The organism is Maridesulfovibrio sp. FT414, from assembly GCF_050916235.1.
Lineage (GTDB): Bacteria > Desulfobacterota > Desulfovibrionia > Desulfovibrionales > Desulfovibrionaceae > Maridesulfovibrio.
This window is the reverse complement of record NZ_CP104854.1, coordinates 2,417,284-2,436,915: the sequence shown is the minus strand read 5'-3', so window position 1 is coordinate 2,436,915 and position 19,632 is coordinate 2,417,284. Positions and strand designations below refer to the sequence as shown.

The 19,632-nt window shown below is 51.3% G+C and carries 16 protein-coding genes; 4 read left to right on the top strand and 12 right to left on the bottom strand.

Annotation, left to right across the window (positions count from 1 at the left end; translation table 11 throughout):
* The first annotated feature begins 6 nt into the window (after positions 1-6).
* Positions 7-855 carry a zinc metalloprotease HtpX gene (gene htpX / locus N7E73_RS10790; protein ID WP_432734707.1) on the top strand — a complete coding sequence of 283 codons (849 nt, stop codon included), beginning with the start codon at positions 7-9 and terminating at the stop codon, positions 853-855.
* A 183-nt stretch (positions 856-1,038) separates the two neighbouring features.
* The gene (locus tag N7E73_RS10785) at positions 1,039-2,397 is read left to right on the top strand and encodes a trypsin-like peptidase domain-containing protein (RefSeq protein ID WP_432734705.1); all 1,359 of its coding nucleotides are present in this window, start codon (positions 1,039-1,041) and stop codon (positions 2,395-2,397) included.
* A 306-nt stretch (positions 2,398-2,703) separates the two neighbouring features.
* Here N7E73_RS10785 and sppA read toward each other — a convergent pair whose 3' ends face one another.
* The 7 genes from sppA to N7E73_RS10750 form a co-directional block, all read right to left on the bottom strand.
* On the bottom strand, positions 2,704-3,582 hold the full coding sequence (gene sppA, locus N7E73_RS10780) for a signal peptide peptidase SppA (RefSeq protein WP_432734703.1): 879 nt from the start codon (positions 3,580-3,582) through the stop codon (positions 2,704-2,706).
* A complete protein-coding gene (locus N7E73_RS10775; RefSeq protein ID WP_432734701.1) occupies positions 3,569-5,317 on the bottom strand; it encodes a 30S ribosomal protein S1 in 1,749 nt (582 codons plus the stop codon). Before N7E73_RS10775 ends, sppA begins: the two co-directional genes overlap by 14 nt.
* A gap of 362 nt (positions 5,318-5,679) precedes the next feature.
* The gene (gene phoU, locus N7E73_RS10770; protein ID WP_432734700.1) at positions 5,680-6,345 is read right to left on the bottom strand and encodes a phosphate signaling complex protein PhoU; all 666 of its coding nucleotides are present in this window, start codon (positions 6,343-6,345) and stop codon (positions 5,680-5,682) included.
* Positions 6,346-6,437: 92 nt separating this feature from the next.
* A complete protein-coding gene (gene pstB / locus N7E73_RS10765) occupies positions 6,438-7,199 on the bottom strand; it encodes a phosphate ABC transporter ATP-binding protein PstB (protein ID WP_432734698.1) in 762 nt (253 codons plus the stop codon).
* A gap of 258 nt (positions 7,200-7,457) precedes the next feature.
* Positions 7,458-8,258, bottom strand: coding sequence for an AMIN domain-containing protein (locus tag N7E73_RS10760; protein ID WP_432734696.1), 801 nt, complete (start codon positions 8,256-8,258; stop codon positions 7,458-7,460).
* A gap of 81 nt (positions 8,259-8,339) precedes the next feature.
* On the bottom strand, positions 8,340-10,571 hold the full coding sequence (locus tag N7E73_RS10755; RefSeq protein WP_432734694.1) for an ATP-binding protein: 2,232 nt from the start codon (positions 10,569-10,571) through the stop codon (positions 8,340-8,342).
* Between the two features lie 133 nt (positions 10,572-10,704).
* Positions 10,705-13,179 carry a glycogen/starch/alpha-glucan phosphorylase gene (locus N7E73_RS10750; protein WP_432734692.1) on the bottom strand — a complete coding sequence of 825 codons (2,475 nt, stop codon included), beginning with the start codon at positions 13,177-13,179 and terminating at the stop codon, positions 10,705-10,707.
* Between the two features lie 577 nt (positions 13,180-13,756).
* On the opposite strand from N7E73_RS10750, the gene N7E73_RS10745 reads away from it, so the two are divergent.
* Positions 13,757-14,155 (top strand): MucR family transcriptional regulator, encoded by a 399-nt coding sequence (locus tag N7E73_RS10745; protein WP_432734690.1) that lies wholly within the window; start codon positions 13,757-13,759, stop codon positions 14,153-14,155.
* A 105-nt stretch (positions 14,156-14,260) separates the two neighbouring features.
* Here N7E73_RS10745 and N7E73_RS10740 read toward each other — a convergent pair whose 3' ends face one another.
* The 3 genes from N7E73_RS10740 to ald form a co-directional block, all read right to left on the bottom strand.
* Complete coding sequence (locus N7E73_RS10740) at positions 14,261-15,013, bottom strand: OmpA family protein (protein ID WP_432734688.1); 753 nt, start codon at positions 15,011-15,013, stop codon at positions 14,261-14,263.
* Positions 15,014-15,108: 95 nt separating this feature from the next.
* Positions 15,109-15,477 (bottom strand): response regulator, encoded by a 369-nt coding sequence (locus N7E73_RS10735; RefSeq protein WP_432734687.1) that lies wholly within the window; start codon positions 15,475-15,477, stop codon positions 15,109-15,111.
* A 232-nt stretch (positions 15,478-15,709) separates the two neighbouring features.
* Entirely contained in the window at positions 15,710-16,816 is a 1,107-nt protein-coding gene (gene ald, locus N7E73_RS10730; RefSeq protein ID WP_432734686.1) for an alanine dehydrogenase, read from the bottom strand.
* A gap of 400 nt (positions 16,817-17,216) precedes the next feature.
* Between ald and N7E73_RS10725 the strand changes: the two genes are divergently transcribed.
* On the top strand, positions 17,217-18,302 hold the full coding sequence (locus N7E73_RS10725; RefSeq protein ID WP_432734685.1) for a response regulator: 1,086 nt from the start codon (positions 17,217-17,219) through the stop codon (positions 18,300-18,302).
* Positions 18,303-18,508: 206 nt separating this feature from the next.
* Here N7E73_RS10725 and N7E73_RS10720 read toward each other — a convergent pair whose 3' ends face one another.
* Positions 18,509-19,036 (bottom strand): rhodanese-like domain-containing protein, encoded by a 528-nt coding sequence (locus N7E73_RS10720; RefSeq protein ID WP_432734684.1) that lies wholly within the window; start codon positions 19,034-19,036, stop codon positions 18,509-18,511.
* A 27-nt stretch (positions 19,037-19,063) separates the two neighbouring features.
* Positions 19,064-19,534, bottom strand: a complete 471-nt coding sequence (locus N7E73_RS10715; protein ID WP_432734683.1) for a MauE/DoxX family redox-associated membrane protein — start codon at positions 19,532-19,534, stop codon at positions 19,064-19,066.
* Between the last annotated feature and the right edge of the window lie 98 nt (positions 19,535-19,632).

Sequence of the window (19,632 nt, the reverse complement as noted above, 5' to 3'; positions counted from 1 at the left end):
CAGCATATGACAAGCCAGATTAAAACATTTTTCCTGCTTGCCGCCCTGACGGCAATCATCCTTTTTCTGGGTGGGATGATGGGGGGCCGCACCGGCCTGATCATCGCCTTTGCCTTGGCAATGTTCATGAACGTCGGCAGCTACTGGTATTCCGACAAAATCGTGCTTTCCATGTACAAGGCCCGCCAGCTGTCTGCATCTGATGCACCCATGGTCTACTCAATGGTGCAGGAACTTGCCGCCAATGCCGGTATCCCCGCACCGCGCCTTTACGTGATCGACCAGCAATCCCCCAATGCCTTTGCCACCGGCCGCAACCCCGAAAACGCCGTGGTAGCCGTAACAAGCGGGATCATGCGTATTCTCACCCCTGACGAACTGCGCGGGGTTATCGCCCACGAAATCGGACATATCGCCAACCGCGACATCCTGATCCAGTCCGTGGCCGCAGTTCTGGCCGGAGCCATCATGATGATCGCCAACATGATGCAGTGGGCGGCAATTTTCGGTTTCGGCAGCAGCGATGACGAAGAGGGAGTAAACCCCATTGCAGCCATAGCCCTCGCCATTATCGCGCCCGTTGCAGCAACCCTGATCCAGATGGCGATCTCCCGCTCCCGCGAATTCCTTGCCGACTCCACCGGTGCAAGAATTTCCAACGATCCCAAGGCGCTGGCCTCGGCACTCTACAAGCTTGAAGCGACCGCAAGGAACCTGCCCATGGATGCCAATCCGGCAACCGAGAACATGTTCATCGTCAACCCCTTCAGCGGCGGGAACATGGCCAACTGGTTCAGCACGCACCCCTCCACCGAGGAACGCATCTCCAGACTCATGGCCATGGCCGGTAAATAGTCTTAGATCCCGGCAGGCTTATCCAGGTCTGCCGGGATTTTTCCATTTGATATTGGACAGTTGCCTCCGGCGAATCTGCGGGCTGAGCTTAAAGCGCTTAGCGCTTTTGACGATCTGATTTCGCCTATGGATCATATGATTTTCTAGGACCTTTTGAGCTAAATATTCTTTGGGAACAAGATGATGACTAAGGTATTTAAATATTATGCAGCGGTACTTCTCTGTCTGTCACTTGCAGTCACGGCTTTTCCTGCGCTGGCATCCGGCGGGGAATCCCTGCGGATCACCCCTGTAGTCAGGGCTGTGCAGAATATCTCCCCTGCCGTTGTGAACATCACAGTAACCCGCATCGTGGAGCGCGGGGTATCTCCTTTCGGACAGATGTTCGGTGCCGATCCCTTTGATTCCTTTTTCGACGAATTTTCAGCCCGCAAGCAGAAATTCAGGGCCACCAGCACCGGGTCCGGCGTCATCATCAACGGCAGCAAAGGGCTGGTTCTTACAAATGCCCACGTTCTTTCAGGTGGCAGCGACATCAAGATCAAACTGATCAACGGCATGGAATACCCAGCGGAGATCGTCGGATCCGATGCTGACTTCGACCTTGCGGTACTGAAAATAAAGGACGCAAGGAGTCTGCCGCAGGTAAAAATGGGGGACTCCTCCGATATATACATAGGCGAAACCGTTATCGCCATCGGCAACCCCTTCGGCTACACCCACACCGTGACCACAGGGGTTGTTTCAGCCCTCAAGCGCACCGTAAAATCCAAACAGGGCTCCTTCAGTGACTTCATCCAGACTGACGCAGCCATCAACCCCGGCAACAGCGGGGGCCCGCTGCTCAACATCATGGGCGAGCTGATAGGCATAAACACCGCCATTCAGGCCGAAGCCGAAGGCATCGGCTTTGCCATCCCAATCAACCGGGCCAAACGGGTGGTGGAAGAACTGCTCGCTTCCGGCAAGGTCTCCCCGGTATGGCTGGGCCTCAGCGGACAGGACCTTGATCAGGGATCGGCAAGTTATTTCGGGCTCTCAAAAGTCCATGGGCTGCTGGTGACAGACGTATACAAAGGAACCCCGGCGGCCGATGCCAACCTTGCTCCCGGAGATGTGATTCTATCGATGAACGGTATCGAGGTTGAAGACAAGGACAGCTACCTTGCCCTGATGCGCGGCCTGACTCGCAGCGAAGACATTGCCATAGAGGTCCTCCATTCAGCCAAAATCCATAAGCTGAAGCTGCACCCGCAATCCCTCACTTCCACACAGGTGCAAAGCTTCGCCTGGGCCCGCTGGGGCATGGCCGTTGATCGCGACAGCCGCGGAAGAGGGATGCTTGTAACCAAGGTGAACAAGAACAGCCCGTCAGGGAAACTTGGCCTTCAACCCGGAGACAAGATTCACCAGATCGGCAACCGGCTGGTCGACTCACAACAGGATTTCCTCGACGCCTTCCTGCGCTACCGCATGAACAACAAGGTTATGCTCAAAGTACAGCGCGGACGGAATTTCTATTATGTAAAACTGAATTCTTAAAAATAATTCTGATGCGCTTTGCGCTTTTGACGGTTTGATTTCGCCTCCGGCGGCCAAAGGAGCTAAGCCCCTTTGTAATCCCTTTTAGTGTCAGGCTATTTCTCGGAATCAACGCAGCATACTCATTGTGTTTTCTGAAATTAAGGCAACACGCAAAAATAAAGAAACTAGGCCACAATATCTTGTCAGATATTGTGGCCTTATCATGTACAAAACAGCCCTCACAATCTCCTCCCGATCCGACACACCAATGAAGCGAAACATATTAAAGCGTCTTTTGGGGAGAGGGGCTGGGGAGGCAATCAACTAAAACGAAAAAATCAAACCGTCACCAGTGGCGGTCCCTTCCGGAACAATTCCGAAATACCCTAGAATCTCGCGGATAAGCGGTTTTTCCTCTTCAGGGCCTTCGACTACGGCGGCATCTCCTTCGATTCCGCACAGGGCCTTGAGAACAGTCACGGATTCCTCAAAACCGCCGATGCGGTCCACAAGTCCGAGCTCCACGGCCTCACGACCGGTAACAGCCCTGCCGTCGGCGATCTTCTCAACATCCTTGCGGTCCAGCTTGCGGGCCCTGGCCACATCATCAACGAACTGGTTGTGTATGTCCATTATCAGGGATGTCAGGTATTCGCGCTGTTCCGGAGTCAATTCGGAGTAAGGAGATCCTGCTCCCTTGAGCGCACCGCTGGTTATGATTACGGGTTTGACCCCGAGTTTATCAAGCAGTTGGTGGAAGCTGGCATATTCGGCTTTGACGCCGATGGAACCGGTTATTGACCCGGAACTGGCCATGATTTTCGTGGCCGGAGCCGCAGCATAGTAACCGCCGGAAGCAGCCACAGTACCGAATGACGCAACTATCGGTTTGACTTCGGCAAAGGCTTTTACAGCGTGGTAAAGTTCCTGCGATGGAGCAATGGTTCCTCCGGGGGAATTTATGCGCAGCAATACGCCTTTTACAGAGTCATCCCGGCGCAATTCGCGCAGAAATTTAACCGTAGACAATGAGTCGGTGATGGTCCCCTGCACACTGACGATGCCGATCTTTCCGGATGAGAACAGAGCGCTGCCATGAAAAAAGGCTGCGGCCCCCCAGAAGAGGACCACAGCCATTATAAGCAGACTGAAACCGAATAGAAACGGATGTCTGACAGAGAACCCTTTCTTAGGATTCTTCATCCTCAGACTCAGCAGCTGCCTTGGCTTCGGTAGCATCGGCAAGCTTCTGTTTCAGCAGTTCACCCAGAGTGTTGCCGCTGTCGGCGGGGCCGGAGCGGAATTCTTTGGGCTGACGCTTCTCGGTTTCTTCCTTGAGCTGCTTGATGGAGAGGCCGAGGCGACGCTCATCAGCAGACACATGGATTACTTTAGCCTGAATGGTCACGCCTTCTTTGAACATCTCGGAAGGATTCTTGATCTTCTTGTGAGAGATTTCGGAAACGTGAACGAGGCCTTCAATACCTTCTTCAACTTCAACGAAGAGGCCGAAGTCGGTGATATTGGTGATCAGTCCTTCAAGGGTGCAGCCCACGGGGTACTTGGTGGGAACCTGAGACCAGGGGTCTTCGGAAAGCTGCTTTACGCCGAGAGTGAACTTCTCGTTTTCTTTATCAACAGTGAGGACTTTAGCCTGTACGGTATCGCCCACGCTGTATACTTCTGAAGGATGGCGAACCTTGCGGGTCCAGGAGATATCGGAAACGTGAATCAGGCCGTCAATGCCGTCTTCGATGCCGATGAACACACCGAATTCGGTGATGTTCTTGATCTGGCCTTCAAGGATGGTTCCTTCGGGGAACTTCTCAGCAACAACATCCCAGGGATTCGGCTTAACCTGCTTCATACCAAGGGAGATGCGTTTTTTGTCGGGGTCTACACCCAGAACAACAACGTCAACTTCGTCGCCTACGCGAACCATCTGGGATGGGTGACGCAGTTTGCGGGTCCAGGACATCTCGGAGATGTGAACCAGACCTTCAACGCCGGCTTCAAGTTCAACGAATGCACCGTAATCGGCGAGGTTGGTAACCTTACCGGAGTACTTGGCACCTTCGGGGTACTTGCCGGAGATGTCTTCCCACGGATCGGGAACAAGCTGCTTGAGGCCGAGGGATACTTTCTGTCCTTCCTTGTCGAAATTCAGGACTTTCAGTTCCAGCTCATCACCCAGTGCGACCATTTCCTTGGGGTGCTTGATGCGCTTCCAGGACATGTCAGTGATATGGAGAAGTCCGTCGAGACCGCCGAGGTCGATGAATACACCGTATTCGGTGATATTCTTGACCTTACCGATAACGGTCTGCTCTTCTTCGAGAGTTCCGAGCAGCTGGGAACGCATTTCATTGCGCTGTTCTTCAAGAAGAACACGGCGGGAAACGATAACGTTGCTGCGGCGACGGTTGATTTTGAGAATTTTGAATTCGTAGGTCTGATCCACGAGAGCGTCCATATCGGGGACGGGACGCAGATCAACGTGAGAACCGGGGAGGAATGCTTCCACTCCGCCGAGATCGACGGTGTAACCACCCTTGATGCGGCGAACGATTCTACCTTCGACAACGCCTTCGTGATCCTGCATTTCTTCGAGTTTATCAAAGAGCTGCATGCGTTTGGCTTTATCGCGGGAAAGGTGGATGGTGCCTTCGCTTTCGTTTTTGTTAGCAACAAAAACGTCCACTTTGTCACCGACCTTAACGGTCATCTTACCATCAGCATCCATGAATTCGGATGCTGCGATCTGGCCTTCGGACTTGAAGTTTACGTCGATAAGGACGAAGTCTTTGTCTACTTTGACAACTTCACCGGAAACGATGCTTCCTTCGTCCAGGTTTCCGAAATCGGCATTCAGGTAATCTTCAAGGGCAGCCTCGAAGTCCATTTCCATTTCGGCGTTCATGTTTTCATTGTTTTCCATGGGTTACCTCCAACAACGATGTCCTCGGACAAAATTTCGGCACATATATTATGGGAGAGAGGCACTGGATCCAACCTGCTCATGCGTTCCGAGGCAGCCGATGCCCAAGCTGTCCGTTGGTCATAAAGACCGCCCTCCCCCTAATGCCCGTTACGGGGAATCAATGCCGGCAAGCTTATCCGGAGCCTTGCTCCAAAAAGAATTTACCAGCTAGAGATTAAGAGAATTGCTTCTATCCTAAAAACGTCGCCCTGTAAACCAAATTCACCGCCCCATTTCTTTCCCGAGCGTATATCCATCTCCAGAAAAACGAAAAGACCGGAAACATCCGGCCTTTTCAAAAATTCTGTCGGAATACGACTCTATCCGCGGCACTGATGCTTGATATTGACTCCCTGAGCAATAAAGATCACGGATTCGGCAATATTGGTGGCCTGATCGGCAATTCTTTCAAGATGGTTGGCAGCCATGATCAGATGCACTCCGCGCTCGACGATTCTGGTTTCGGAAACCATATTCTCGATGAGTCCTTTCAGGATGCGCAGGTTCAGGCTGTCGGCCTCGTTATCCATGGAGCATACCCGGGCAGCCAGATCATGGTCTTCGTCGGCAAAGGATTTAACCGCCATGCTGACCATGTTCCGGGTGACATTGGACATCTGCTCAAGAAGCTGGTTGAACGGCAGCGGAGGCCTAGTACTTAAGAAAACAGCCCGATGCGCAAGGTTGACGGCCTCATCACCGATGCGCTCAAGGTTGCTGGTAATGCGCATGGCTCCGACAATAAATCTGAGATCGCGTGCCATGGGCTGGTCAAGAGCCAGCAGCTCGATATTGAACTTGTCCAGCTCACATTCAAGCTCGTTGATCTTGATATCATTCATGATGATATCTTCGGCCAGCTCAGCGTTACATTCCGCCAGAGCCTTGACCGCATTATGCATGGCTGTCTCGGCCATGCTGGACATTCTCAGAACCTGAACCTTCAGGTCGTCCATCTTCTTTGTAAAATGAGCGCGATGCTCCATGACTGCTTTCTCCTCAAACAGATAGCTTTTCCATTTTCACCCGGACCAAATTAAACTGCAGCAGTGGAAACCCTCCCGCTTACAGCCCGGACTTAACCGAAGCGTCCGGTAATGTAGTCTTCGGTCTGTCTGTTCTTGGGCTTGGTGAACATTGTTTCGGTGCTGCCTACCTCAATGAGCCGCCCCATATAGAAGAAAGCGGTCTGATCCGACACACGGGCTGCCTGCTGCATGCTGTGGGTAACGATGATGATGGTGAAATTTTTCTTGAGCTCGTGGATCAGGTCTTCAATCTTCTGAGTGGCAATGGGGTCCAGAGCGGATGCAGGCTCGTCCATAAGCAGAACTTCCGGCTCAACCGCAAGCGCACGGGCTATGCACAGGCGCTGCTGCTGACCGCCGGAAAGGCCCAGCGCGGAAGAGTGCAGGCGATCCTTGACTTCATCCCAGAGAGCTCCGCCTTTAAGGCTTTCCTCTACTTTACGGGCAATGAACTCCTTGTCCTGAATTCCGTTCACGCGCAGCCCGTAGGCAACGTTTTCAAAAATGGACTTAGGAAAGGGGTTAGGCTTCTGGAAAACCATACCGACACGCCTTCTCAGGGTAACAACGTCGAGCCCCTGTGCGTAAATATCTTCATCATCAAGGGTAAGGCCACCGTCAACGCGGGTACCGGGGATAAGATCGTTCATCCTGTTCAGACAACGCAGAAAGGTACTCTTACCGCAACCGGAAGGACCGATGAGAGCAGTAACCCGGTTCTCTTCAAAGTCCATGCTGATACCTTCAAGCGCCTTGAAGTCCCCATAATAAAAATCAAGATTCCTTGAAGCGATTTTAACAGCTTGCCCCATTAGAACACTCTCCGTGAAGAAGTTTTATATAACATAAAAAAACGGGCCGGACCCTTTCCGGCCCCGGATCTGATAAGCGGACATACGGCATGAACCTCCGTTCACTGCCGGGATGACCTTTTAGATAGCCGGGACTGGTTACAGGGCAATGACCCGTATGTTACGTTTATGTGACGCAAAACAAGCTTTAAAGGAGTGTAAACGTGGAAATAAATTCTTACTTTTCAGAATGTTGAATTGAATGTTCGCTGAGATAGATCAAAATTTAACAGCTATAAGCAACTCTTTCTTGTTCTTTTTGACCTCGGAAGAAAGTCGTCCCGGTATCCCGGTATTCCCGAAATAAAGCACAAGACGCAGCTTGTCCGGATGCTCACCGATCACGATCTTCTCGACACCGCAATCCTTCAATTTGTAGAGAGACGGTCCCTTGCAGTCCCATTTACCAAGCAGATCAACCACCAGCCTGCGCGGGTTGTCCAGATTAAACCATTTCACCCTTCCTGCCGGGGCTGTCAGGGGCAGCCGTAATGAAATCTCTCCGGCGGCGCAGCGGACATCAAGCGGACCGACTATTCCACCGGCAGAAGCAACACTCTTCTTAGCCGGGGCGGGCTTTGAGGCAACCTTTTTCGCAGTCTCTACAGGAGCTGTTTTTGCCGGAGCCGGGGCCTCCGCAGTGGTCGCGACTTCAACAGGGGCTTGAGCTTCAGCAGTGGCCGAAACTTCAGCTGAACCGGTAACAGCCTCAGCAACACTGGTTTCGTTGCGGGCACCTGCATCCTGCTCGGCACCGGAATAACCGGAACCGATCTCGGACTCGTTAAGCTCTTCGGCAGTTTTATCCTGACCTTCCTCCTGAGAAGACTTCAGCGGCAGAACCAGATTGCTGACTTCCTTGCGCACAACCGGGCCTTCACCGGATACCGGGTCAGTCTTTCCTTCCATTTTCGCAAGAAAAGAGTCGAACATGCCAAAGTGGTAAAGGCCGGCATTAACGCCGACAACCAGCAGAATGATCAGGAGAAGGACTGTAGTGGGACGAATGTTCATTTTCATTTCGGCTATCCGTGCTTGAGTTGATTCAGTGGCACAGCATAGAGAATTTCTGCATGAAAGCAAAGAGGGAGAAAAAAACACCTACTGCGGGATAGTTATCCTGAAACATGTACCCTGCCCTGGCTGGGACTCTACAGTAAAAGACCCACCGTGATTCTTGGTGATGATAAAATAGGAAACCGAAAGTCCCAGCCCTGTCCCTGCCCCTGGAGGCTTTGTTGTAAAGAAAGGATCAAAGATGCGTTTTCTTATCTTATCAGGCATGCCGATCCCGTTATCTTCCACTTCAACGACAACCTTTCTCCGCTCTTTTCTGGTCCTCAACGTCAGAACGGCTTCTCCTTCACCACCCCTCTTTTCCATGGCGTGAGCGGCATTCTTGAACAGATTGAGAAAAACCTGCTCCATTTCCGAAGAAATGCAACGGGAATTTGATGCGTCCGGATCAAACTCCCTTACAATCTTTATCGACTTGAAATCATAATTCTTTTTAAGATCATAATCGCTTGAGGCAATCTCAAGGGCAGTATTGAGCAGAGAATTTATGTCACAGGTTGAAAAGGCTGAAACACTTTTTCTGCTGAAATCAAGCATATTACGAACAACCTGCGCTGCCCGTTCTCCTGCAATCCGGATACTTTCCAGTTCACGAGGAATGTCTCTCCTTTCAAGATAGCCGCGCAACCCCGCAAAAGATATTCCTTCAGACTCAGCAGCAGCAACGTTTGCTTTGAGATCAGGCGACAAGCGCCGGATAACATTCTGCACTCCCTGAAGAATACCGGCCAGCGGATTGTTGATCTCATGGGCCATTCCAGCCGCAAGTCCTCCAACGGACATCATCTTCTCAGTCTGAACCATTATTTCTTCAAGTTTGCGTTTCTCAGTTATATCAACAATGGTGATCAGGATCTTATCCAGCGGCCCCTCGTTACCGGGTATGACCTCGGCATAAAGCAGCACATCCATCTCCACTCCAGTGAGGTCAAGCACTTTGCCTTCTCCATGGAAATGCTGCTTTCCTGAAGCCAGAGCCGCAACTTCAAGAGCAAACAGATCCCAGGAAGTATCACAGAACAGATCTGCTATTCCTTGAAGCAAATCTTCCTTGCGTTCCGCCTTGAACAACAGAACCGATGCCGGATTCACATCGATAACTTTTATAGCAGCCAGGCATTCCTGCAGGTCAGAACGGGACTCTCGGAAATAGAATTCAAAATCATCAATTCCCTTCGCCTGCAGTCTTTCAAAAATCGGCACCAGTCCGCTCATATTTTCTTCCCAAAGGGAAAAAGGGGAGGACTCGAAGAAACTCCTGAAGCGAAACTCACTCCTGCACAACTCGCCCTCTGACTGCACTCTTCGTTTATTTTCCTCTACGAGCTTCAGGTTGGCCTCATAGAGCTCCGCCGTCCGTGACTTTACGGCCCGACGTAAGCGGCTGTGTCTGAAAAACAGCAGAGAAGAGGATACTGCGATTAGGATTACAACTATCCACGCCAGAGCATCAAAAACAAGCAGGGAAAGACGGCTCTCTCCGCCCCACCCGTCGTTGGGTGCCACAGCCAGGGTCCAGTAGCCCTCCGGCAGGGCTATCCGCTGAGTCTCGGGCGACTCACCGTAAACTTTTCCTTCTCCATAAAAAAGTTTTCCTGAAGCATCCTTAATGGCCAGCAATTTCTTTCGCGAATACTCCGGGATACCTGCTTCAGACAGAACAGGTGGCACGTCCAGAACCATTGAAACCAGCCCCCAGAACTTTCCGTCCTCATAAACGGCAATCCGGCAGACTATTCCCAGCCCTCCCTGACGCAATTCGTATGGACCGCTGAGAGCCATCCTTCCGTTTTCAATAGTCCGCTGAACATCCTTACGAACCTGCGGGCGGGTGTCTGTCAGGAGATTATGCCCCAAGGCCTTGCGATTCCGATCCAACGGAAACACGTATTTATTGACGCCCCCCGGAGCTATTATGAAATTACGAATACCGGCAGCCGATCCGTAGAGTCCTGCTGCAAACGCCTCAAAGGATCTGGAAAATTCCAGTTCAGCATTCCCCTGCTTGATGGCTGCCTCTGCAAAGGCTTTCAATCCGAGAAGCAGGGAGAACCGGCTGTTCAGGGCATTGTTCAGCCCTACCGAAACTGTCTCCAGTTCCATTCGAGTGGAAGCACGTTCCTGACGGATCAGCAGCTTTTCGTACTCCGTATGCATATTATATAGGAGCGTAGCGGCAAGCGTGGCAATAACCAAAGCAATGACTATCGCCCACAAACGCCCGTAACGCTCAGCCATGTTATGCATATTTTCCATTCGATACTGCTCCGAACGAATTAACCATGCAAGGCGGTAAAATGCTGCCCGCCGATATTACTGACGGCACCTTACAAACGAAGCATCGGCAGACCTGAAAGGTCCGCCCGCTTCGGAAACTGTTTTCACCAGATCAACTGTTCATAGGACGAACTCCCCAGATGCTTCCGGCATAGTCCATGATGGCCCGGTCGCTGGAAAAACGTCCGGAACCGGCAGTATTCAGGATAGAGCTCCTCAGCCAGCCGCTGCGATCAAGCCAGAGCGCATCTACCCGATCCTGTGCGTCAACATAGGCCCGATAGTCCGCCAGAACCATGTATGGATCTCCGCCGTCGAAAAGGGAATCCAGTATCGGCCTGAACATATTCCTGTCCCCCTCGGAGAAGGTGCCGTCACCGATGTAATGCAGAGCCTCGGAAAGCTCCCTGTCAGAGGCTGCAACTTCTGACGGATTGTACCCGTTGTGCCTGCACGCATCCACTTCATCAGCGTCCATACCGAAAATGAACATATTATCCGAACCGACCTCCTCCATGATCTCGATATTTGCTCCGTCCAAAGTCCCGATGGTCAAGGCCCCGTTCAATGCGAATTTCATATTTCCGGTTCCGGAAGCCTCGGTTCCTGCAAGAGAGATCTGCTCCGAGAGGTCGGTTGCCGGAATAATCCTCTCGGCCTGAGATACCCGGTAGTTAGGCATAAATGCTATGCGCAGCCGATGGTTGACCGTAGGATCGGAATTTACGACCGCCCCCACGGAATTGATCAGCCTGATTATCCGCTTGGCCAGAAAATATCCCGGAGCGGCTTTGCCGGCAAAAAGCTTCAGTCTGGAAACCGATACGCTGTTCGGATCATTCTTCAGCCTGCAGTAGAGGGTTACCGCATGCAGAACATTAAGCACCTGACGCTTGTATTCATGAATGCGTTTGACATGGACATCGTACATCCAGTCAGCAGGCAGATACAGCCCGTAATCATTGCGGGCATACTTTACCAGCCGCTCCTTGGCCTGCAGACGGCACTGATACCAGCGCTCCTGAAATTCCGGATCCTCGGCCAGAGGCTTGAGTTCCTGCAGACGGTCAAGGTCAGTCACCCATTTCGGACCTATCTTTTCGGTAATCAGGTCCGAAAGCGGGTGGTTGCACTGCTTGAGCCATCGGCGCGGAGTAATTCCGTTGGTAACCGAGGTGAACCTTCCCGGGAACATTTCGACAAAGTCCTTGAAGATCGTCTTCTTAATGAGCTCCCCGTGCAGGGAGGAGACCCCGTTGACCGCAAAGCTGCCCACCACGGCCAGCCAGGCCATGCGGACCTGCGGTGCTCCGTTGTCCTCAATTATGGACATGCGCTTCAGGCGGTCTTCATCGCCGGGAAACCTGATTTTAACCTCTTCCATAAAACGCCGGTTGATCTCGAATATTATGGATACATGCCGGGGCAGAACCTTACGCATCATGTCCAGAGGCCATTTTTCAAGGGCTTCCGGCATGACCGTATGGTTGGTGTAGGCAAAGGTGCGCCGGCATATCCGCCAGGCCTGATCCCAGTTGAGCATGTATTCGTCAATGAGGATGCGCATAAGCTCCGGGATGGCTATGGCCGGGTGAGTTTCGTTCAACTGCACCACGGATCTGTTCGGAAGCTCGGAAAAATCCAGTTTTAGCTTATTGAACCGGCGCATCATATCCTGAATGGTTGCGGAGACAAAAAAATACTGCTGCACAAGCCGCAACTCACGTCCCTTGCTCACATTATCGTTTGGATAAAGGACCTTGGAAATGGTTTCGGAGCGAACCGCGTCCTCCATGGAACGGATGTAGTCTCCACTGTTGAACAGATCCAGATTGAATCTGCGGGCCGGCTGGGCCTCCCAGAGGCGCATGTTGATGACATTGCCGTTGCGGTATCCGGGAATAAGCATGTCCACAGGCATAGCCATAACCTTGGCAGTATCCGCCCAGCGGTGGCGTATTGACCCGTCCTCGTGGGTATACTGCTCTTCGCGTCCGTACAGGCGGATGGTAAACATAAACCCGCGTCTGCGGAATTCCCACGGGTTACCGGAGTGCAGCCAGTCATCCGGCATTTCAACCTGTTCCCCGTTTTCTATGTTCTGTTTGAAAATACCGTATTCATATCTGATGCCGTACCCGTAACCGGAAATTCCGAGCGTGGCCATTGAATCCAGAAAGCATGAAGCAAGCCTGCCGAGTCCGCCATTTCCCAGACCGGCATCAGCCTCGGCACCTTCAACCTCCTCAAAACCGGCATCAAATCTCTCCAGAGCCTCGGCACACTCCTTTTCAACGCCAAGACTAAGTGCGTTGCTGCCAAGTGATTTACCGTGCAGGAACTCAAGGGAAAGGTAATAAACACTCTTTGCCCGCTGGTTGTAATAGGACCGCTGGGTTTTTACCCAGTTGCCGACCAAACGGTCCCGAAGGGAAAGGGCAAGTGCCTGATACAGGGAAAACAGATCGGACCTTCCGTAATCGCGACCAAGATTCGAAAGATGGTGAAGACAGATACTTTTAGCCAGGGAATCAACATCCAGACCACCCATCTGTTCAAGAATCTCGCTGGAATCCAGTTTAGACATGACGACCTCTCATTATTCGCATTGACTTTTCTCACTTCAGCGCTGCCGTCCACCTGTACGAAAAATACATATTCTCAGGGAGGCACCACACTGACTTACATATACCCCACTACACCGAAAAATGTAACTCCAACTTTGAAAAAGTACGTGAATACACATTCCGACAACACCTGCGAACTGGAGATGCTGAACAGCAGCCTTTCGAAAATACTGATAAAAACAGCACATACCGCATCAGAATTGATCACTTTTAATCACAAACCTGCAGGACATGAAACAATATTTAACCAACAGCCAAGCAAAATATGCACACTGTAATCAGTTGCCAATGCAAACTGAGTGAACATTTTTTTAACATTCCACTTCACCTTTATCCCCGGATAGTGCTAATAATAATTCATCATGGGTATTGGATCAGGTTAGTGAAACAAGCAGGCTGGTCGCTTTATAATAACATACTCCAGCTGATTATATTCCCTGACCACACCCAACAGAACAAATGACAATACTGTTGAACAGCATCACAATATGAACTCAAAAATTGATAATTATTGATAAATAAAAGGGAGAGAAAACAATGGAAGACCACTTGAAAGAAGCTCTTGAAATAGTAAAAGCTCAGGCAAGCGTAAGGACCATGACCGAAGAGGAAATCACCTCCATGGTTCAAAAACTGTCAGATGGAATCCGCAGAATCAGTGAAGGTATGCAGGATAAGATCTCCAGCGAACCGACACCGACCGTAGATCCCAAAAAAGCGATCAGGGAAAAATCCATAGTCTGCCTTGAATCCGGCAAATCTTTTAAAGTACTTACCAAGCGTCATCTGGCAAAATTCGACCTGACCCCGGATGAATACCGTGAGAAGTGGGGCTATCCCAAGAACACACCGCTGGTCTGCAAATCCCTGCAACGGGAAAGACGCAAAAAGATGAAGGATATGAAGCTCTGGGAAAAGCGCAAGAAGCAGGACTAGCAGCATATCATCTGCCAGAAGTCTGGCCCCAGCAACAAAACAGCCCGGAGTTTCCGTAACGGAAACTCCGGGCTGTTTTGTTGCCTATAAATGCAGCCAGCCACTTTACCACTTATCTTCCGGCGGCTGGTAGTAAAATTCAACTCTGCGATTGATAGCCCTGTTCCGATTAGAGGTATTCGGAACAAGGGGCTTGGTCCCGGCATAGCCAACCGCCTTGAGACGGTTGGGCGAGATACCTGTCTTCTTCAAAATATAGCGCAGGCAGGAGGCTGCACGGGCCGCAGAAAGCTCCCAGTTGGAGCTGTAGATATTATTCTTGGTTGCCCGGTCATCAGTATGCCCGCGGACAACCAGATTGAAATTCTTGGTTTTCATTATCGAGGCAACCTTGTCCAGCAACTTGACCGCTTCCGGATTGATCTCAGCAGTGCCGGGCATAAAAATCGCCCGGGTAGGCACCCTGACCAGTACGCCGTTCTGGTCAGTATTCACTGCCATCAGATTCTGCATTTTGCCGGCCGTTATAAAAGCACGGATCTCAACCTCAAGGGCTTCCATCTTTTTCTTGGCTTTCGCACTCTCTGATGAGGCCGTATACGGACTTTCGGAAAAAGCCATGTGCTTTGCCTTAGAGTCCTGAAACTGCACACCGAAAGCGTCACGCATGGACCCTTTCAGTGCTTCAAAGTTTGCAACATCCTGGTTGGCAAACGAAAGGAGAAGCACGAAAAAGCACAGCAGCAGCGTCACCATGTCGGCAAACGTTGCCATCCATGGCGGCAGTCCCTCCTCTGGAGGAGGTTCAGTCGGGGCCTTCCCCATTACGTATATGATTTCTTCTTTCTGCTTCGCCACTGGTAATATCTCCGCAAAACCTGCTTACTGAAAAGCGACTGCCCAGTTAATAACCACTTACCGGCAACTATTGCAAATTCATTTTTCCTGCTCCGCTATGCCAGCATGCGCCTCATCTCATCAACAAGGGGATCGCTCGAGGGTAGCGGTTTTATAAAAACTGAGTTGGAAACATTGGTTTTCCGTGACAAACCAAGTGGTATCTTAAATTCAGGAGACCCCGTATAAATCACGAATTTCATATCCGGCCAGCGGACGGCTGCCGCGTTGATGAAATCAGTTCCATTCATGCCCGGCAATCTCAGATCAACAATGACCATATCAACCCGTCTGACCTCAAGAAACTCAAATGCCGCCTCCGCACTATCCGCCTCGAAAACGATAAAACCCTCGTCTTCAAGAGCGATTGCAAGACTTTCCCTGACATGGACATCGTCATCGAGAATAAGAATGGAGTGCTGCATGAGAATATCTTCCTTACGTGATTCATAACCCTTATCTGCACAGCTCGAACTGCTTTTTACCGCTGAATGCAGAAACTGCCGTCATCAATTTTCGGCAATTCTGATCATACATCAAATACCGCACATTAACCACCGCATTCGACAGAATACAGCCCGAAACAAATAAAACGGGGTGAAGGCAACACCTCCACCCCGACAACAACAATCAATAACAATAACGCAAGACGCAATATCAGTTCAAGACCTCGTCCGGAGACACGGTCTCAATTCCAAAAGCCTCTCCCACAGCTGCGCAGGTCAGCCTGCCGCCCATGGTATTCAGGCCGAGCTTGAGAGAATTGTTCCTGCGCAGTGCATCCAATCCCTTATCTGCGAGCTGCAGGGCATAGGGCAGGGTCTGATTCACAAGGGCAAAAGTGGAGGTCCGGGGAACTGCACCGGGCATATTGGCAACACCGTAATGGATCACGCCGTCCACAACATAAGTGGGATCGGAATGAGTGGTGGGCTTGATGGTCTCGACACATCCGCCCTGATCGACGGCAACGTCTACAATGACAGCCCCTTCCTTCATGGTTGAAAGCATATCCCTCGTAATCAGGTTTGGAGCCTTTGCGCCGGGAATGAGAACAGCCCCGATAATAAGGTCAGCCTGAGTAACAGCGGCGCGGATATTGGGCTCGGTAGAGGTTATGGTGGTCACACGTCCCCCGAAGATATCGTCCAGATACTGAAGCCGGGCGTGGTTGACGTCAAAAATTGTCACCCGTGCGCCCATGCCTGCGGCGATCTTCGCGGCATTGGTTCCGACCACACCGCCGCCGAGAATCATGACGTTGGCCGGGGCCACTCCGGGAACACCGCCAACCAGAACCCCGCGTCCGCCTTTGGGTTTCTCAAGGTGCAGAGCTCCTTCCTGTGCAGCCATGCGTCCGGCAACCTCACTCATGGGGGTCAGCAGCGGCAGGGAACCGTCAGGCAGCTGAACTGTTTCATAAGCCACCCCGGTAGTTCCGGCCTCGAGAAGTGCTTTGGTAAGAGATTCGTCAGCAGCTAGATGCAGATAGGTAAAAAGCAGGAGGTCTTTACGCAGATACTTGTATTCCGAGGCGATCGGTTCCTTGACCTTTATGACCATCTCGGCAGCCCAGGCCTCTTCGGCCGTGACCATTCTGGCCCCCGCAGCCACGTATTCCTCGTCAGCAAGCCCGGAACCGATCCCGGCCCCCTGCTCGACGACAACAGCGTGCCCGCGACGTACAAGTGTTTCAACAGCACCGGGAGTCATGGCGACTCTGTTTTCCATGGTTTTGATTTCTCTGGGAACACCGATCAGCATGTTTCTACTCCTGCAATAAAATTTGAAAAATTCGTGGCACCACGGAAAGTTTCGATAATCCCGCTGCCACCGGCGCAATTTCCATGCAAACACCGACCAAAGATGATAGCTTCCGTTACAGGAAGGCTGAACAGCTCCCCGGCACACATGCCTGAATACCATCTTTGATGATACAGTGTTTACCTGTAGACAAAATCTCTAAACAAAGGGAAAAAGGCTTTACGTCTTCGCCCTTTATCAAGTGAGTACCAATTTACATTGGAAGACTGTTTTTTGGCAATCTGTCACCGCGAATAATGTACAATTTTAAAATTATATAAAGACTTTTTTTCTGGTTTATCATTTTTTTACCGAACCGCCCAGCCCGGACATATGCATTCAGCGCAAAGGATTCAGACCGATGCCCGTAAAACCGAACTATATACCTAAAATTCTTATTGTTGACGACGAACCGTTCAATCTTGAATTCCTGGAAATCATCCTGCGGCAGTACGGATACAGGACTGTTGTCGCAAATAACGGCAGGGATGGGCGTCTACTGGCTGAAAGGGAAAAGCCCGACCTTGTCCTGCTTGATATTATGATGACCGGAGAGAGCGGATTCGAGTGTGCAGCAGCCCTGCGCCTTTCGCCTGAAACATGCGAAATTCCGATCATATTTCTTACCGCGCTGGACGACCCAAAAAGCAACACCCGCGGGTTCGATCTCGGCGCTGTAGACTTCATAGTAAAACCATTTGAATACCGGGATGTTCTTCAGCGCATTAAAATCCATCTGCAGATCATGGCCGCAGACAAAAGACTTCTGACACGCACACCCCTGCCCCCTGAACAGGAAACGGCAACGGAAGTACCCGGTACTGGCTATGAATCCGTCTTTCCAGTCAGCCCACCGGAATCAGACTCATTCATCCACGAGAGCGTACTTCTGCGTGACATCTCTGAAGCACACCTGATTATCAACATGACTCCGCCTGTTCATGCCCCGCAGTTGAGAAGGACTTTAAGGATGCTGCTCTCTGGGAATACCGGACCGCTGTATTCTCCCTCAACCACAATGCGAAACATAGGCATCACCCTTAGGCAGATGCTTGGTGCAGACCATAACATTTCGGGGACATTTGCAGAAATAGACCGGGAAAACAGAATGCTTACCGTGGTCAACGCCGGCTCTCCACCATGCATATTTTTGCGAAAGTCAGACACGCCCATGCTGATTGAAAGACAGAGCACTGACATGGGAAGCCTCGGTCTGGGGCTGCCGCCGTGTTCAAGCTACGAAATGGCCCGTGGGGACAGGATTTTCATCTTCAGCAAGAACATGCTGGACGCATTTGAGTCGGTAGGGGAAGCGATCAACGAACTGAAGGAGGCCTGCGAACTTTCGGCCGGAGTTGATGTTGAAACAGCCTGCCATGCAGCCGGGGAAATGCTGCAGAAAGGAGGCTTTCCGCTGGACGGAATACTGCTCGCGGTGGAAGGCTAGCCGGCCTGCGACCTAAACGCATGACTGCTGCATACCAGCCTCATAAAGCGGGAAGAGCCTTTTACTCTGCACGCACTGCCAGCCATGCACGTACTATCCACTGAGTCCTAATCTGATAGCGGTAAATTCGGAATGACTTCTGAAAAGCAAAACCGGGCCGCGGCAAAAAGCCACGGCCCGGTTTTCCATACATAAACTCGGAAAAACTATTTCACGGAATCAACAGGGTATTTGGCGCCCTTCCATGCAAAGATTCCGCCGGGGTAACGTTTGACGTTGGTGTAGCCGAGCTTCTTGGCCCATGCAGCACCGTTGTGGCTGCGGGTGCACTTCACGAATCCGCAGTAAATAACGATCAGCTTGTCTTTATCAGGACCGAGCAGCTCGACGAACTGTTCCTGAGTCTTGCCGTCGGTAGCTTTGACATCCCACTCAACCATATCGGGAATGGGGAAGAGGAACTGTTTTGCACCGGGAACATGCTCCTTCTTGTAGCTCTCTTCAAAGGGCATGGTATCAACGATGAGCATATCCGCTTTCTTGTCCTGCAGCGTTTTAAGTTCTTCAGTGGTGATAATATCGTAGTTACCGCGCTGAACTTCACGGACCAGTTTGACGGCTCCTTTTTCCTTTTCCACTTCCTGGGCAAACTTGTCGGAGCCGAGGCAACCGGCCAGGGCGGACATAAGTACGCAGACAGCAAATACAGCAACCAGCTTATTCATAGACTTCATCACAACATCCTCCGGAAATTCAGATTGTTATCTGGAAACAAATGAGAGCAGCGGCCGGGCCCGAAAGCCCCTGACCCGACGCAGCAGATAAAGATACCCACACCCGCAAAGAAGCAGAGCGTCCCGAAACAGGGCTTCCCTTAAAGAATGGTACGCCTCACCTTCAGGATCGCCGGGAGCGAAGCACCCGCAATCAACATCGAGACCCATGTTGACTCCGTGTGCCAGCACACCCATAAAAACAAGCAGCAGGACGCTGTAGGAAGACAAAGCCCCCCTGACATCCCAGATCAGCCCGAGAGCAATGACTATCTCGGCCAGAGGCAGGACATAAGCCGCCAGCAGGTTCAACTGGTCCGGCAGCAGACCGTATCCCCCGATAACCGTGGCAAACCCCTGTGCATCAAGCAGCTTTCCCGCCCCGGCGTACAGAAACACCCCGGCGAGAACACACCTGATCAGGAAATAGACACGGCCGGACATGAGACCTTCAATCATTATCAACCTCTGTGCTGACATTTAAACACCTGATGATTACACTTCATTGGATTTTAAAATCAAATAGTTAACGCCAATCAATCATGGAGACATCCATA

Excerpts from the sequence above, each read along its gene's own strand:
- ald (WP_432734686.1), bottom strand. The coding sequence starts at position 16,816 with ATGCTGATCGGTGTTCCCAGAGAAATCAAAACCATGGAAAACAGAGTC.
- N7E73_RS10750 (WP_432734692.1), bottom strand. The coding sequence starts at position 13,179 with ATGTCTAAACTGGATTCCAGCGAGATTCTTGAACAGATGGGTGGTCTG.
- N7E73_RS10725 (WP_432734685.1), top strand. The coding sequence starts at position 17,217 with ATGCCCGTAAAACCGAACTATATACCTAAAATTCTTATTGTTGACGAC.
- N7E73_RS10720 (WP_432734684.1), bottom strand. The coding sequence starts at position 19,036 with ATGAAGTCTATGAATAAGCTGGTTGCTGTATTTGCTGTCTGCGTACTT.
- sppA (WP_432734703.1), bottom strand. The coding sequence starts at position 3,582 with ATGAAGAATCCTAAGAAAGGGTTCTCTGTCAGACATCCGTTTCTATTC.
- N7E73_RS10775 (WP_432734701.1), bottom strand. The coding sequence starts at position 5,317 with ATGGAAAACAATGAAAACATGAACGCCGAAATGGAAATGGACTTCGAG.
- htpX (WP_432734707.1), top strand. The coding sequence starts at position 7 with ATGACAAGCCAGATTAAAACATTTTTCCTGCTTGCCGCCCTGACGGCA.
- N7E73_RS10715 (WP_432734683.1), bottom strand. The coding sequence starts at position 19,534 with ATGATTGAAGGTCTCATGTCCGGCCGTGTCTATTTCCTGATCAGGTGT.
- N7E73_RS10760 (WP_432734696.1), bottom strand. The coding sequence starts at position 8,258 with ATGAAAATGAACATTCGTCCCACTACAGTCCTTCTCCTGATCATTCTG.
- N7E73_RS10785 (WP_432734705.1), top strand. The coding sequence starts at position 1,039 with ATGACTAAGGTATTTAAATATTATGCAGCGGTACTTCTCTGTCTGTCA.
- pstB (WP_432734698.1), bottom strand. The coding sequence starts at position 7,199 with ATGGGGCAAGCTGTTAAAATCGCTTCAAGGAATCTTGATTTTTATTAT.
- N7E73_RS10755 (WP_432734694.1), bottom strand. The coding sequence starts at position 10,571 with ATGGAAAATATGCATAACATGGCTGAGCGTTACGGGCGTTTGTGGGCG.
- phoU (WP_432734700.1), bottom strand. The coding sequence starts at position 6,345 with ATGGAGCATCGCGCTCATTTTACAAAGAAGATGGACGACCTGAAGGTT.
- N7E73_RS10735 (WP_432734687.1), bottom strand. The coding sequence starts at position 15,477 with ATGCAGCACTCCATTCTTATTCTCGATGACGATGTCCATGTCAGGGAA.
- N7E73_RS10745 (WP_432734690.1), top strand. The coding sequence starts at position 13,757 with ATGGAAGACCACTTGAAAGAAGCTCTTGAAATAGTAAAAGCTCAGGCA.